Source organism: Microbacterium sp. Ag1, assembly GCF_001005635.1.
Taxonomy (GTDB): Bacteria; Actinomycetota; Actinomycetes; order Actinomycetales; family Microbacteriaceae; genus Microbacterium; species Microbacterium oxydans.
Map to the genome: position 1 here is coordinate 120,950 of NZ_LBCR01000028.1, position 14,844 is coordinate 135,793.

A 14,844-nucleotide genomic window follows, 5' to 3' on the forward strand; every position below is an offset into this window, starting at 1 on the left:
CATGAGCACCGACAGCCCCATCACCGAGCGTCCCGCCACAACCCGGTCCGCCGAGAAGGCGCAGACCCTCGCTCCGCGCCGCCGCAGCTTCGGCGCCTGGTTCGCCGACACCGGATGGCGTCACCTCGTGGCGATCGTCGTGAGCGCGTTCGCGCTGTTCCCGCTGCTGTACGTCGTCTCGGCCTCGCTGAACCCGAAGGGGACGCTGACGGGCTCGAACCAGCTGTTCTCCGCGATCGGCATCGACAGCTACGTGCGCATCCTCAGCGATCCGCAGAACCCGTACGGCACGTGGTTCCTCAACACGCTCCTGATCGCCGTCGTCACCGGCGCGGTCACGGTCTTCATCGGAGCGTGCGCCGCTTACGCCTTCTCGCGCATGAGGTTCGCCGGGCGCCGCGTGGGCCTCGTGACGATCGTGGTCGTGCAGATGTTCCCGCAGCTGCTCGCCGTGGTCGCGATCTTCCTCCTCATGTCGACGCTGGGGGACTGGTTCCCGGCCATCGGTCTGAACACCCACACCGGTCTGATCCTGGTGTACCTCGGTGGAGCGCTCGGTGTGAACACCTACCTGATGTACGGCTTCTTCAACACGATCCCCAAGGAGATCGACGAGGCTGCCCGCATCGACGGTGCCGGTCACGCACGCATCTTCTTCACGATCATCCTTCGTCTGGTCGCGCCGATCCTCGCGGTGGTCGGGCTGCTCTCCTTCATCGGCACCGTCAACGAGTACGTGATCGCGAGCGTCATGCTCGTCGACGTCGATCAGCAGACGCTCGTGGTCGGTCTGACGAAGCTCGTCGCGAACCCGCGGTATGCGGACTGGTCGGCGTTCTCGGCGGGGGCCGTGATGGCCGCGATCCCGGTGATGATCCTGTTCCTCTTCCTGCAGAAGTACATCGTGGGCGGTCTGACGGCCGGAGCGACGAAGGGCTGAGTCGCTGGTCTGCCCGCCGGCGTCGTGATCCGGTGGGCACGGGTGCCCGCACGGTCGGACTCCTCGCGCTCTCTTGTCTCGCATGCTACCTTGTCTTGCATGACAGCTGATGTCGGCGCTCAGATGCGCAAGGGAGTGGTCGAGTACTGCGTGCTCGGGCTGCTCGCGCGCGAGCCGATGTACGGCTGGCAGCTGGCGGATGCGCTCACCGGCGCGGGCCTGATCGCCAGCATCGGCACGCTGTACCCGCTGCTCGGGAGGCTGAAGGACAACGGGTGGGTCACCACGTTCGATCAGCCCTCCGACAGTGGTCCGGTGCGCAAGTACTACCGGCTCACCGGCAGCGGGATCGATCAGTTGGACCGTTTCCGCGCCCAGTGGACACCATTCGCCCGTGTCGTCACGGGCATCGTCGGAGAGGGACGACCATGACAGAGCTCACCGCAGACGACCTCCGCACCGAGTACCTCGCGCGGCTCGACGAGGCCATGCGCAACCTGCCGCACGGTGTCGCGAGCGACATCCGCGCCGGCATCCTCGAGGAGCTGCAGGGGCTCGATGCCGAAGCGACGGCGGCGCGTATCGCGGATCTCGGCGATCCTGTCGCGATCGCCGATGGGGCTCAGGCGGAAGTCCCGTCCGGGCCGACGATCATCGGCGCGCCCGCGGTCGCCGCGTCCCCGGTGCCGCGTCCGCCGGCGACCTCGACGAGAGGGTTTGCGATCGCTGCGGCGCTCACGTTGAGCTTCGGAGGGATCGTCGTGCCCGTACTCGGCTGGTTCGTCGGCACCGCGCTCGTGAGCGCGAGCCCGCTCTGGAGGACGTGGGAGAAGGTGGTCGCGATCGTCGTACCCTTCGTCGTCACCGGCATCTCGTTCCTCACGGTCTCCACGCTGACGGCCTTCTCCTCGTCGGAGTCGGGTGGGAGCTCCTCGGGGACCGGGACGCCCCCGGAGGTCCCCGCCGTCAACCCGCTCGTGCCCGGCGTGGGGGAGTGGCACGTCCTCATCCTCCTCGGATTCCTCCTCGTCCCGCTCTCCGGGCTGTGGCTGCTGTGGCGACTCCGGGGGCGCGCCGCAGGATGAAGCGGGTGCCGCGCACCGGATATCGGCGTTGCTCCTCGGGGGATCGGTGCTTCGGGCCTAGCGTGGAGTCATGGCACGGGTGGGGGGTCGCAACCTCGGGATGAGCTGGTTCGCCGGCATCGTGTGCGTCGGCGTCATCGGCGCCCTCGTGTGGCTGTCGCTTCCGATGGTCCCCGTGCTCGCCCAGTTCGCCGGGGATGCGCTTCCCACCGCTCTTCCCTGACCTGGGGCGACGTATCCGCATGAATGCCGACACGTCGGCACGCCTCCGCGAGCGTCCGTTCGCGCGGAGGTACCCTCGCAATGCACGATTCCGATGAGAGGCGCACCCCATGAGTGACCCCGACGTTCCCCAGCCCGAGAAGCCGGCTGACGTTGACGACGTCGTCGGCAGCGCGAACGCGGGTCTGGATGCCGCCGCGGCCGCAGGTGCGGATGTTCCCGGCTCCGGCGAGACCGCGGCAGACGGTGGCGACGTCACGCCGGCCGCCGCACCCGTGGATCCCGACCTCGCCGCTTTCGAAGCGGCCGAGCGCGAACACCCCGGAACCTTCGCATCGCCGCCCCCCGCGGTGACCCCCGCTTCCTCCGCCGCGTCGTACGACCGCGCCGAAGAGATCAGGGCTCAGGCCGACGCCGAGACCACCTCCTTCTACCCGGAGCCCGTCGTGGGCGAGCCCGTGCCGTTCGGCCACGAGCAGTCGGGCATGGCGGGAGCCGCCTACGCCCAGTACGGCGATGAGGCCGAGACGCGTGTCGTCCCCTCGGAGCCGCTGGTGGTCGCGGCCGCAGCGCAGCCGCAGCCGATCTTCGTCCAGGCTCCCGAGCCTCCCCGTGACCGGGGCAACCGCGGCACGGCAGGGGCCATCGGGCTTCTCGCCACCCTCGTCTTCGCGGTCCTGTACCTCGGTGCATGGCTCGGTCTCGGCGCGATCGCCGGTGACGTGACCGGAGAGAACATCGGTCAGAGTGCTGTCGCCCCGCTGTCCACCTGGGGGTTCTGGACGCCCGTCGTCGTGTTCTTCCTCGGGTTCTGGCTGCTCGGCGCGATCATCAACCGCGGTCGCTGGGGACTCTGGGTCGTCTTCGGTCTCATCGTCGGCGTCATCGCGTACGGCGGCCACATCCTCGGGCAGCTCTTCGAAGCCCCGTTCTGGAAGCTCAGCTCGAGCCAGGGCCTCGACCTCGTCGGCGAGCAGCTGCTCGCTCCGCTCGCGATCGCGGCATTCGTGTTCGCCCGCGAGCTTACGATCTGGTTCGGCGCGTGGGTCGCACGCAGCGGCGCCCGCAAGACCGAGCTGAACGCCGAGGCGCAGCGCGAGTACGAGCGCACGCTCGAAGCCGGCCCGACGCTGGCGAGGTAATCACGAACTCCACCACGCCGAACCCCCGCGGACCCGAGTCCGCGGGGGTTTCGGCCATCCTGGCGGTGGTCCTCGCCACCATCGGCTTCTTCGCGCTCGCCGTCTTCGGGCTCGGAGCGGTGAGCGTCGCCACGGACACCGACATCATCGCGGTCCCGAACCTGGGCCAGGTGCCGGGAGTGGCCGGGATGATCGCCGCCGTCGTCTCCTTCGCCCTCGTCCTGTGGTCGACGCTGCGTCGGTCGCAGCCCTCCTATGTGGCGACGGTCGCGATCGCCCTGACGGCGGGACTCGCCCACCTCGTCGTCGTCTGGCTCGCCGTACTCATCGGCGACGGAGATCTCGTGCTCGCGACTGCGGTCGCCGGAGACTTGGTGCGAGGCGGTGCGAGCGCTGTCATCGTGCTGGCTGCGCTGATCGCCGGGTGGGGCGGTATCGCCCTGCGGCGCACCCGTGCGGAGCATCCACGCTGGCCCTGGGAGCGCGAAGAGGAGGAGTGACCTTCGGGCGCTCGTCCATCTTCGCCCCGCCGGGCTGGGGAAATCGCGACGGCGAGGGGCGACGCGCCGTACGCTGGTGGAGTGGAGCGCTCGTTGGAGACGCAGGTCGACCAGGCCGTCGAAGCCTGGTTGCGCTGGGTGCCGCGCTGGGAGCCGGCGACCCACCGCGGTCGCGTCGCGCCGTGTCGTCGGTGTCTCGGCTCGCCGATCCTCTCGGCGGCCGGCATCGGGGCGAACGTGCCGCACGGGGTGCAGCACGGGCTGTCGACCAGGATCAAGACCATCGTCGATCATGCCGTCGCGGAGTACACGGCGAGGAACCTGCCGATGCTGCAGCGCGAACTCGACCAGCAGGCCGCGCGCAACCGTGCCCGCAGCTATCGCCCGGCGGAGGATCTCGACCCCGAGTTCGACGGCCTCCCGCTCGATCCCGACCCGGTTCCTGGCGCCCCGTTCCTGTTCACCATCGCCGGGCTCGCGGACGACTCTGCCGCGGAGCTCCCCGCGCTGCCTCCGCTCACGGAGGAGGCCAAGATCGCGCTCCGGCAGGAGGTGGCACTCGCCGACGAGTACGCCAACCTGGTGGGCCGCGAGATCTGCGGCATCCTGCTGCGGCACCGGATCTCGATCCAGGCCGCGGTCTCGCAGCACGTCGAGCCGCAGATCGAGGCGCTGCTGGCCGAGCTGACCGAATCGCTCGACTCGCCGTTCGACCCCGACCTGCCCTGAGGTGCGAGCGCAGTCACGCCCATTTGACCGCTACGTTACGCGGCATTACACTTGATCAGGTGTGTGCACGCCTCCGCGTGCGCACTGGGCGCCGGCACCTGTCGGTCTGCCCCCACGGCATACCCATCACACCAAAAGCTCGTCGGTTCCGGCGTGCCGGTGGGTCATGATGTGAAACCCATCACGCTGTCACCGTGCAGCACTATGAGGAGAGAACGTGCCAACCATTCAGCAGTTGGTTCGCAAGGGTCGCTCGCCCAAGGTCACCAAGACCAAGGCGCCGGCGCTCAAGTCGAACCCGCAGCAGGCCGGGGTCTGCACCCGCGTCTACACCACCACGCCGAAGAAGCCGAACTCGGCGATGCGCAAGGTCGCTCGTGTGAAGCTCCGCAACGGCACCGAGGTCACCGCGTACATCCCCGGTGAGGGCCACAACCTGCAGGAGCACTCGCTCGTGCTCGTGCGTGGCGGTCGTGTCAAGGACCTCCCCGGTGTGCGTTACAAGATCGTCCGCGGCGCCCTGGACACCCAGGCAGTCAAGAACCGTAAGCAGGCTCGTTCCCGCTACGGCGCGAAGAAGGGTTGAGTTAGATGCCTCGTAAGGGACCAGCCCCCAAGCGCCCCGTCGTCAACGACCCGGTATACGGCGCACCGATCGTCACCTCGCTGGTGAACAAGATCCTCGTCGACGGCAAGAAGTCGCTGGCCGAGTCGATCGTCTACGGCGCCCTCCGCGGTGTCGAGGCGAAGAACGGTCAGGACGCCGTCGCCACCCTGAAGAAGGCGCTCGACAACGTGCGCCCGACCCTCGAGGTCCGCAGCCGCCGCGTCGGTGGCTCGACCTACCAGGTGCCGGTCGAGGTCAAGCCTCACCGCGCCAACACGCTCGCACTGCGCTGGCTCGTGAGCTACGCGAAGGGCCGTCGTGAGAAGACGATGACCGAGCGTCTGCAGAACGAGATCCTCGACGCGTCGAACGGCCTGGGTGCCGCGGTCAAGCGCCGCGAAGACACGCACAAGATGGCCGAGTCGAACCGCGCGTTCGCTCACTACCGCTGGTAAACAGCTCCGCCGGCCCCTCGGCCACCCGCCGAGGGGCCGGCACCCCCTCTTCGCAGTACACCTGCTCCAAAAGATAAGGACACTCCTGTGGCACAAGACGTGCTCACGGACCTGAGCAAGGTCCGCAACATCGGCATCATGGCGCACATCGATGCCGGCAAGACCACGACGACCGAGCGCATCCTGTTCTACACGGGCGTCAACCACAAGCTCGGCGAGACGCACGACGGCGCCTCGACCACCGACTGGATGGAGCAGGAGAAGGAGCGCGGCATCACGATCACGTCTGCCGCCGTGACCTGCTACTGGAACAAGAACCAGATCAACATCATCGACACCCCCGGCCACGTGGACTTCACGGTCGAGGTGGAGCGTTCGCTCCGCGTGCTCGACGGTGCGGTCGCCGTGTTCGACGGCAAGGAGGGCGTCGAGCCCCAGTCCGAGACCGTCTGGCGTCAGGCCGACAAGTACAACGTCCCGCGCATCTGCTTCGTCAACAAGATGGACAAGCTCGGCGCCGACTTCTACTTCACGGTCGACACCATCATCAACCGCCTCGGCGCCAAGCCGCTCGTGATCCAGCTGCCGATCGGCGCGGAGAGCGACTTCATCGGCGTCGTCGACCTGATCGAGATGCGTGCACTGGTCTGGGCCGGAGACTCCAAGGGTGATGTCACCATGGGCGCCTCCTACGAGATCCAGGAGATCCCGGAAGACCTCAAGGAGAAGGCGGCGGAGTACCGTCAGCAGCTCCTCGAGACCGTCGCCGAGACCGACGACGCGCTGCTGGAGAAGTTCTTCGGTGGCGAGGAGCTCACGGTCGCCGAGATCAAGGGCGCCATCCGCAAGCTGACCGTCGCGAGCGAGATCTACCCGGTGCTCTGCGGCTCCGCGTTCAAGAACCGCGGCGTCCAGCCGATGCTCGACGCGGTCGTCGACTACCTCCCGAACCCGCTCGACGTGGGCTCGATCGAGGCGCACGACCCGAAGGACTACGACACGATCATCGAGCGTCACCCCGACGCCAATGACCCGTTCGCAGCTCTCGCGTTCAAGGTCGCCGTGCACCCGTTCTTCGGTCGCCTCACCTACGTGCGCGTCTACTCGGGCCACCTCGACTCCGGTTCGGCCGTCGTCAACTCGACCAAGAACAAGAAGGAGCGCATCGGGAAGATCTTCCAGATGCACGCCAACAAGGAGATCCCGGTTCCCTCGGTCACCGCCGGCAACATCTACGCGGTCATCGGCCTCAAGGACACCACCACGGGTGACACCCTCACCGACCCGACGGCGCCCGTCGTCCTCGAGTCGATGACGTTCCCGGAGCCCGTCATCGAGGTCGCGATCGAGCCGAAGACCAAGGCCGACCAGGAGAAGCTGGGTGTCGCCATCCAGAAGCTCGCTGAAGAGGACCCGACCTTCCGCACGGAGCTCAACCCCGAGACCGGTCAGACGACCATCAAGGGCATGGGCGAGCTGCACCTCGACATCCTCGTCGACCGCATGAAGCGCGAGTTCAACGTCGAGGCCAACGTCGGCAAGCCGCAGGTGGCGTACCGCGAGACGATCCGCAAGACCGTCGAGAAGCACGACTACACGCACAAGAAGCAGACCGGTGGTTCTGGACAGTTCGCCAAGATCCAGTTCACCATCGAGCCGCTCGACCTCGACTCCGAGAAGACCTACGAGTTCGTGAACGCCGTCACCGGTGGTCGCATCCCTCGTGAGTACATCGGCTCGATCGACGCCGGTTTCCAGGACGCGATGAACGTCGGTGTGCTCGCGGGCTACCCGATGGTCGGCGTCAAGGCGACCATCGTCGACGGTGCGGCCCACGACGTCGACTCCTCGGAGATGGCGTTCAAGATCGCGGGCTCCATGGGCTTCAAGGAGGCCGCGCGTCGTGCCAACCCCGTGCTGCTCGAGCCGCTGATGGCCGTCGAGGTCCGTACTCCTGAGGAGTACATGGGCGACGTCATCGGCGACCTGAACTCGCGTCGAGGCCAGATCCAGTCGATGGAAGACGCTGCCGGCGTCAAGGTCGTCCGCGCTCAGGTCCCGCTGTCCGAGATGTTCGGCTACATCGGCGACCTGCGCTCGAAGACCTCGGGCCGTGCCGTCTACTCGATGGAGTTCCACAGCTACGCTGAGGTGCCCCGCGCTGTGGCCGACGAGATCGTCCAGAAGACCAAGGGCGAGTAATCGCTCTTCTGGGAGCCCTGGGTCGCTGAGCCTGTCGAAGCACCCGGGGTTCCCAGGTCACCTACAACTTCACATTCCCTCTCTACTAAACTGAGAACCTAACCCGTAGAGAACCGGTCGCAAACCAGTGCCCGGTCACCTCTACAACGACGTCCTGAGGAGGACCCAGTGGCTAAGGCCAAGTTCGAGCGGACCAAGCCGCACGTCAACATCGGAACGATCGGTCACGTCGACCACGGCAAGACCACGCTCTCCGCAGCGATCTCGAAGGTGCTTGCTGACAAGTTCCCGTCCGACACCAACGTGCAGCGTGACTTCGCTTCCATCGACTCGGCGCCGGAAGAGCGCCAGCGTGGAATCACCATCAACATCTCGCACATCGAGTACGAGACCCCCAAGCGCCACTACGCGCACGTTGACGCTCCCGGCCACGCCGACTACGTCAAGAACATGATCACCGGTGCGGCTCAGATGGACGGCGCGATCCTCGTGGTCGCCGCCACCGACGGCCCGATGGCTCAGACGCGTGAGCACGTGCTGCTGGCCAAGCAGGTCGGCGTTCCGTACCTGCTGGTCGCGCTGAACAAGTCCGACATGGTCGACGACGAGGAGATCCTGGAGCTCGTCGAGCTCGAGGTCCGCGAGCTGCTCGCAGGCCAGGGCTTCGACGAGGACGCTCCTGTCGTCCGCGTCTCGGCTCTCAAGGCCCTCGAGGGCGACGAGAAGTGGACCCAGGCGATCCTGGACCTGATGCAGGCTGTCGACGACAGCGTTCCGGACCCGGAGCGTGACCGTGACAAGCCGTTCCTGATGCCCGTCGAGGACGTCTTCACGATCACCGGTCGTGGCACCGTCGTCACGGGTCGCGCCGAGCGTGGCACGCTGGCCATCAACTCCGAGGTCGAGATCGTCGGACTCCGTCCGACCGTCAAGACCACGGTCACGGGTATCGAGATGTTCCACAAGCAGCTCGACGAGGCCTGGGCCGGCGAGAACTGTGGTCTGCTGCTCCGCGGCACCAAGCGTGAGGACGTCGAGCGCGGCCAGGTCATCGTGAAGCCGGGTTCGGTCACGCCGCACACCGACTTCGAGGGCACCGCGTACATCCTGTCCAAGGACGAGGGTGGGCGTCACAACCCGTTCTACACGAACTACCGCCCGCAGTTCTACTTCCGCACCACCGACGTCACCGGCGTCATCTCGCTGCCCGAGGGCACCGAGATGGTCATGCCCGGCGACACCACCGACATGACGGTCGAGCTGATCCAGCCGATCGCCATGGAGGAGGGCCTCGGCTTCGCCATCCGTGAGGGTGGACGCACCGTCGGCGCCGGTACGGTCACGAAGATCATCAAGTAAGCATCTGCTTCCTCGCAAAGGGGTCGGACCTTCGGGTCCGGCCCCTTTGTCGTTAGTCCAACGTCACGACGGTTCCGTTTGTCGCGGCGGGGATGCACAATGAGTGTGGTCGGCCCGATCGGCCGGCGGCACACCTTCAGAAGGGGAATCTCATGGGCATCGATGACGCCGTGAACAAGGGCAAGGATCTGTACGAGCAGAACAAGGACAAGATCGCCGAGGCCGTCAAGAGCGACCAGGCCGAGGACATCAGCGACAAGGTGCTCGACGGCGTGGCTGACTTCGCCAAGAAGATCGCTCCCGGCGCCGCAGACAAGATCGACGAGATCCGCGACAGCGCCGACAAGGCCGTCGGCAACGAATAGAGCGGACAGCCTCTGAGCGGCGATCTACTCCGGTAGATCGCCGCTCTTTTGTGTCTGATCGTCGGCATTTGCTTCGGAATGTCGTCGGATGTGGCGGATCCACAGATGCATCCAGTAGCATGGAGGGGACCGCCTGGGGATCTTGCGGTCGGGAAGCCGAAGGGGTTCGGTTTCCCGAAGCACGCGGACTTCCGCGTACGAAACTGGGGATAAGCGATCTTGGGGATCATCGTGCGACGCGCGCCATCACGGCGCCTGAGCGTCTCCCTGCCTGCGCGGCGGGTCTTCCGCCGCGCCCTCGGTCGAGGAGTTCGGCGTCCCTTCACGCCGGGCTACTCGCGTTCGGTGTGCCCCCTCGCACTGAACGCCCTCCCCAAGCGGGGCGAGGCATGGGGATGCCTCGCCCCGCTATCTCCTGGGATCTGACCGCACCGGAGCGGCCTCGCCTTCGGCCGTACACGGCGTGGGGCGACCGGTCCGTGCGCGCCCAGCTTCCCGTGATCGACGGCACATAGGATGAAGCGCGAAATGATGCGATGCCGGACGGCGGCAGGAGGAGCGGGCACGTGACGGATCTGATCGGTGCTCCCCGCGTCCCTGGGCCCGCGCCAGACGCACGGCGGAGGGGCGCCGCGCCCGCGAAGAGCAGCGTCCGCTCCTGGATCACCTTCATCCTGCTGATCTGCTACACCGGGTTCGTCCTCTTCGTCACCCTCATCCCGCGTCTGAGCGATCTGAAGACGGACTCTCTTGCGGAGCGTCTGCTCGGCTTCCTCCACCGCGTCGGCGTGCCCACATGGTTCGGCTACGACAAACTCGAGTTCGCGATGAACGTCGCGATGTTCGTGCCGCTCGGATTCCTGGTCGGCCTCGCGCTCTCGCGCCGCTGGATCTGGCTCGGCGTGTTCCTTCTCCCGGCCTTCTCGGCGTCCATCGAGTGGGCGCAGGGCGCGCTGCTCGAGGAGCGCGTGTCGGACATCCGCGACGTCCTCGCCAACGGAGTGGGTGGCTGGATCGGCCTGCTCATCGCGGTGGTCATCCGCGCCATCGTCTGGTCGCGCGACCAGAAGGTCATCGAGCGCGCGATGTGGGACGCGCGGGCGACCGGCCGGTGATGGGCGTGGCAGCGTCCGGAAACTTCCACTGACTCGATATAATTCGCTAGAACAGAAGAACAAGGCGGGGCGGCGCACACTCCTCACCCCGAAGCAGATAGGACGTGCGTTGTTGGTCGAGCAGAGCGGTGCCTCGCTGCCCCCCGATGTCTGGTGTTCACTGATCACGGTCACGTACAACAGTGCACCGGCCCTGGAGGAGTTCTGGGATCCGGCAGGCCGGCCACCCGCGGGCGTCGAATGGATCGTGGTCGACAACGGCTCCACCGATGCGAGCGCGGAGGTCGCGGAGCGGATCGGCGCGACCCGCGTGATCCGGCTGTCCGACAACCGGGGGTTCTCCGCGGCGAACAACGCGGGATTCGAGCAGTCCCGAGGCTCGTTCATCGGATTCCTCAATCCCGACGTGCGGGTCCGCTACGAGGATCTCGAGTCCCTCGCCGCCGTGGCCGAGAGCGAGCGCGCCATCGTCGCGCCGCAGCTGGTCAACGCCGACGGGAGTCTGCAGCCCAATGGCAGGGGATACCCCTATCTGTGGGACAAGGTGCGCAATCGGCTCGGTCGCTCCGAGAGCCTCGTCGGACGCTATCTGCTGTTCGCTCCCGCGAAGGAACCACGCGCGGTGTGCTGGCTCATGGGTGCGGCCGTGTTCGGCAGGCGGGAGGACATCCGCCGCTTCGACGCCTGGGATTCACATTTCTTCCTCTACTACGAAGACAAGGACTTCTGTCTGCGCGCGTGGGCGGCAGGGGTACGGGTCGTGGTGGCACCGGACAGCCGGTGGCAGCACGGCTGGGCGCGCGAGACGACCGGGCTCAAGCTGGCCCCCTGGCGGCGTGAGATCGCGTCGATGGCCAAGTTCTACTCGCGGTATCCCGAGTTCCTCCTCGCATCGCGTCGAGCTGCCCGCAAGCACGCGAGGATCCAGCGCGAAGTGTTCGGAGGAGCGTCGTGAACGGCACCGCCGAGGTGTCGCTCATCATGACGGTGCTCAATGAGGAATCGGGCATCGTCGAGTTCCTGGACAGCATCGCGTCTCAGTCGGTGATCCCGGCGGAGATCGTCATCGTGGACGGGGGCTCTCAGGACGACACGGTGAACGCGCTCCGCTCCTGGTCGCGACCGCCCGGATGTTCGCTGGTCGTCGAGGTGCTCGCGGGCGCGGGGATCTCGGAAGGGAGGAACCGGGCCATCGAGCTCGCCTCCCACTCCCGCGTGCTGGTGGCCGACGGTGGTACGACTCTCGATTTGCGCTGGGTCGAGCACATGCTAGCGGCGTTCCCCGACGACGGCAGCACCGTCGTCGTCGGCGGCTTCTTCCGTCCGACGGGAGACTCCGTGGTCGAGCGGGCGATCGCTTACGCCGTCACCCCGATGCGGGAGGAGATCGACCCGGAGCGCTTCCTGCCGTCGAGCCGCTCGCTCGGCTTCTCCCGTGATGCGTGGAGCCGCGCCGGCGGGTACCCGGAGTGGCTGGACTACTGCGAGGACCTCGTCTTCGACCTGCGCATGAAGAAGCTCGGTATCCCGTTCCGGTTCGCTCCGGACGCCATCGTGACCTGGGCTGCGCGGCCAAGTATCCGCGGCTTCATGAAGCAGTACTACCGGTATGCCCGCGGCGACGGGAAGGCCTCCCTGTGGGGCAAGCGGCACGCGGCACGCTACGGGGCGTATATCGGCGGCGCCGGACTCCTCGCGTTCGGGTTCGTCACCCCGTGGAGCTGGCTGGCGGCTGCTCTGGGGTTCGCCGCCTATCAGCGGAAGTTTGTCCTCCGTGTGTGGCGACGTCGCTCCGAGTTCCCGATGCCGGTCCGCACCCTCGCGCTCGTTCCCGTGATCGTCGTCGCCGGAGACCTCGCCAAGATGGCCGGGTATCCTGCAGGGCTCGTTTGGCGAGCGAAGAGCGGCCGAACGCGGGCAGACTACTGACGTGAACGAGGAGATATCCGACGTGGCGTGCATCGTCGTCCACCACCGCAGCCCCGACACGGTCCTGCAGACGATCGCGTCCCTCGAGTCGGCGGGGATCGCGCGGAACAACATCCTCGTCGTCGACAACAGCGGCGACGACGAGCTGGTCGGCCGCCTCGAGGAGCGGGGGACGGCCGCCATCCAGACGGAGAACCGCGGCTACGCCGCTGCGGCCAACGTCGGACTCGAGGAGTTGCGCCGCTCCGGCCGCGCACGCGCCTTCACCCTGATCGCGACGCATGAGGTGCTTCCGGAGGCCGACGCCGTCCGCGAGCTGCGTGAGGTCATGGCCGATGAGCGTGTGGCCGTCGCCGGCCCGACGCTGCTCCACGGTGCGCCTGCGCGAACGTGGTCGGAGGGAGGGCGGCTGTCGCCGGTCCTGCGAATCCCCAGCCATCATCGTGAGGAGGACGCGGGAGCGAGGCACGGCGTTGACCGTGATTGGCTCGACGGCGCGTTCACGCTGTATCGGACTGCGGACCTCGAAGCGCACCGCCTGGACGAGATCTACTTCCTGTACTTCGAGGAGACCGACCTGCACACCAGGCTGCGTCGAGCGGGCAAGCGGGTCGTCTGGGTCCCCTCCGCTGCGGTGCACCAGGAGTCGAGCGGAACTCCGCCCCGTCTCATCGGGCGCAATCTCTTCCTGTTCCATCACAAGCTGTTCTCGAACACGAGCGGCCGCTGCGCCGTGGGCGTCCAGTTCGCACGTGCCGTCGCCAAGGCCGTGCTCCGGCGCCGCGACTCGTTCGCCGCGGCAGGCCAGATCCTCGCCGGATGGAGGGACGGCGAGCGGCTCGCCGCCGGGCGTCCGACGAGGAAGCCCTACCCGAACGAGCGCGAGGCCATCGGATGAGCAGGCTCACGGTCGAGCGGTGGGCGCGCGTCGTCGCGGCGCTCCTGGTGGCCGCGGTCATCTTCGCGCCCCATGTGCTCAGCCAGATCGCGAGCCTGCGGGCGATCGCTCTCGTCGCCGCCGTCCTCGCCTGCGGAGTGGAGATCGTCTTCAGCGACATGAGCCGCAGACGAAAGCTCCTCGTGGGGACGGGCCTCCTCCTCTACCTGGGCGCGGGGATGGCGATCATCGAGCTCCTCGCCGCGCTGAGCGGGGATCGGCTGTTCGCGGTGAACGCGGAGCACCTTTTCGTCCTCCTCCCGGTATACGCGGTCCTCGGTGCGGTGGTGTATCGGACGTCGGCCGGTCGCATCTATCTCCGCGTGCTGCTGTCGGTGGCCCTGGCCGTCTCAGCGGTCGCCATCGCCGAGTCGGTCTTCGGGCTGAGCCTGGTCGGCAGGGATTACGAGTTCCTGATCTCGCAGCGCGAGGGGATCACACGTGCCCTGGTGGCCGGAGAGAATTCGCTGACGCTGGGCGTCTCGCTCGCGGCGATGGTGCCGCTGACCTTGAAGATCCCGACGCCGTGGATGCGTTACGGGACCGCGGTGGTGCTGGTCGCCGGAACCTGGGCCACGGGAAGCCGCGGGCCGGCGGCGATCGCCGCGTGCGTCGCTCTCGTACAGTTCATCCCCATCGCCCGTACCCTCCTGCAGCGGTACACGTGGGTCGTCTATGCGGCCGCGGCCGCCGCGATGGTTGGTCTCGCCGTCGCGTCGGTGTTCTTCTGGACTCCGTACATCGCCGGGAGCACGGGGATCGCTTACAGTTCGAACTATCGCGGTGCGCTCTACTCGCTGCTTCCGCAGATGCTCGTGGAACGCCCGTTCGGGTATGCGCTCGGCACCCCCGAAGCAGGCCGGTGGATGGTGGACTCGGAGCTCCACGGGACGTTCGACATCGTGCGCTCGATCGACTCGGAGATCGTCTTCGCGATCCTCGGGCTCGGATGGATCGGGCTCGCCCTGTTCCTCGCCGCCGTGTTCGTCGCGATCGCGACGCTGCGCACCGACACGTCGCTGGGGCTGAGCGCACTCGTCCTCACCGCGCTGGGCTTCATCATCGCACTGCACGGCTGGGACGGCATGAGCATGCTGTGGTACGGACTCCTCGGCGCCTGTCTGAGCGTCACGATCGGTCCGTGGATACGACGCCGCATGGCGTCTCATCGGGGAACGGCGCCGCATTCGCGGCCCGATATGCTGGGTCCGCAGTAAGCCGGAACCGCGGAGGAGGACCACTGTGACTGTCGATGCG

Annotated in this window: 17 protein-coding genes; all 17 read left to right on the plus strand. The window is 67.2% G+C overall.

Translation table 11 applies throughout. The annotated features are described in order from the left end of the window. Position 1: 1 nt before the first annotated feature. Positions 2-940: a sugar ABC transporter permease gene (locus AAY78_RS08010; RefSeq protein ID WP_046747804.1), complete on the plus strand. Its 939-nt coding sequence runs from the start codon at positions 2-4 to the stop codon at positions 938-940. A gap of 99 nt (positions 941-1,039) precedes the next feature. Beyond that, entirely contained in the window at positions 1,040-1,372 is a 333-nt protein-coding gene (locus AAY78_RS08015) for a PadR family transcriptional regulator (protein ID WP_046747805.1), read from the plus strand. After that, entirely contained in the window at positions 1,369-2,025 is a 657-nt protein-coding gene (locus tag AAY78_RS08020; protein WP_046747806.1) for an HAAS signaling domain-containing protein, read from the plus strand. The genes AAY78_RS08015 and AAY78_RS08020 overlap by 4 nt, the downstream gene beginning before the upstream one ends. Before the next feature lie 70 nt (positions 2,026-2,095). Next, positions 2,096-2,248, plus strand: coding sequence for a hypothetical protein (locus tag AAY78_RS19900; protein ID WP_197077678.1), 153 nt, complete (start codon positions 2,096-2,098; stop codon positions 2,246-2,248). Positions 2,249-2,357: 109 nt separating this feature from the next. Continuing rightward, complete coding sequence (locus AAY78_RS08025) at positions 2,358-3,389, plus strand: ABC transporter (protein ID WP_046747807.1); 1,032 nt, start codon at positions 2,358-2,360, stop codon at positions 3,387-3,389. Between the two features lie 65 nt (positions 3,390-3,454). After that, positions 3,455-3,889: a hypothetical protein gene (locus tag AAY78_RS08030; protein ID WP_052748698.1), complete on the plus strand. Its 435-nt coding sequence runs from the start codon at positions 3,455-3,457 to the stop codon at positions 3,887-3,889. An 81-nt stretch (positions 3,890-3,970) separates the two neighbouring features. Beyond that, positions 3,971-4,618 carry a hypothetical protein gene (locus AAY78_RS08035; protein ID WP_046747808.1) on the plus strand — a complete coding sequence of 216 codons (648 nt, stop codon included), beginning with the start codon at positions 3,971-3,973 and terminating at the stop codon, positions 4,616-4,618. A 217-nt stretch (positions 4,619-4,835) separates the two neighbouring features. Then, positions 4,836-5,204 (plus strand): 30S ribosomal protein S12, encoded by a 369-nt coding sequence (gene rpsL / locus AAY78_RS08040; RefSeq protein WP_017201609.1) that lies wholly within the window; start codon positions 4,836-4,838, stop codon positions 5,202-5,204. 5 nt (positions 5,205-5,209) lie between these two features. Then, complete coding sequence (gene rpsG, locus AAY78_RS08045) at positions 5,210-5,680, plus strand: 30S ribosomal protein S7 (RefSeq protein WP_017201608.1); 471 nt, start codon at positions 5,210-5,212, stop codon at positions 5,678-5,680. A gap of 87 nt (positions 5,681-5,767) precedes the next feature. After that, a complete protein-coding gene (fusA, locus tag AAY78_RS08050) occupies positions 5,768-7,882 on the plus strand; it encodes an elongation factor G (RefSeq protein ID WP_046747809.1) in 2,115 nt (704 codons plus the stop codon). 168 nt (positions 7,883-8,050) lie between these two features. After that, positions 8,051-9,241: an elongation factor Tu gene (tuf, locus tag AAY78_RS08055; RefSeq protein WP_046747810.1), complete on the plus strand. Its 1,191-nt coding sequence runs from the start codon at positions 8,051-8,053 to the stop codon at positions 9,239-9,241. A 152-nt stretch (positions 9,242-9,393) separates the two neighbouring features. Beyond that, entirely contained in the window at positions 9,394-9,606 is a 213-nt protein-coding gene (locus AAY78_RS08060; protein WP_029260920.1) for a hypothetical protein, read from the plus strand. Between the two features lie 566 nt (positions 9,607-10,172). Continuing rightward, positions 10,173-10,721, plus strand: a complete 549-nt coding sequence (locus AAY78_RS08065) for a VanZ family protein (protein WP_052748699.1) — start codon at positions 10,173-10,175, stop codon at positions 10,719-10,721. 112 nt (positions 10,722-10,833) lie between these two features. Then, positions 10,834-11,676, plus strand: a complete 843-nt coding sequence (locus AAY78_RS08070) for a glycosyltransferase family 2 protein (RefSeq protein WP_197077679.1) — start codon at positions 10,834-10,836, stop codon at positions 11,674-11,676. Continuing rightward, positions 11,673-12,650 carry a glycosyltransferase gene (locus AAY78_RS08075; RefSeq protein ID WP_052748700.1) on the plus strand — a complete coding sequence of 326 codons (978 nt, stop codon included), beginning with the start codon at positions 11,673-11,675 and terminating at the stop codon, positions 12,648-12,650. Before AAY78_RS08070 ends, AAY78_RS08075 begins: the two co-directional genes overlap by 4 nt. Position 12,651: 1 nt before the next feature. Beyond that, complete coding sequence (locus AAY78_RS08080) at positions 12,652-13,548, plus strand: glycosyltransferase family 2 protein (RefSeq protein WP_046747811.1); 897 nt, start codon at positions 12,652-12,654, stop codon at positions 13,546-13,548. Next, positions 13,545-14,804, plus strand: a complete 1,260-nt coding sequence (locus tag AAY78_RS08085; RefSeq protein WP_046747812.1) for a hypothetical protein — start codon at positions 13,545-13,547, stop codon at positions 14,802-14,804. The genes AAY78_RS08080 and AAY78_RS08085 overlap by 4 nt, the downstream gene beginning before the upstream one ends. Positions 14,805-14,844 lie beyond the last annotated feature (40 nt).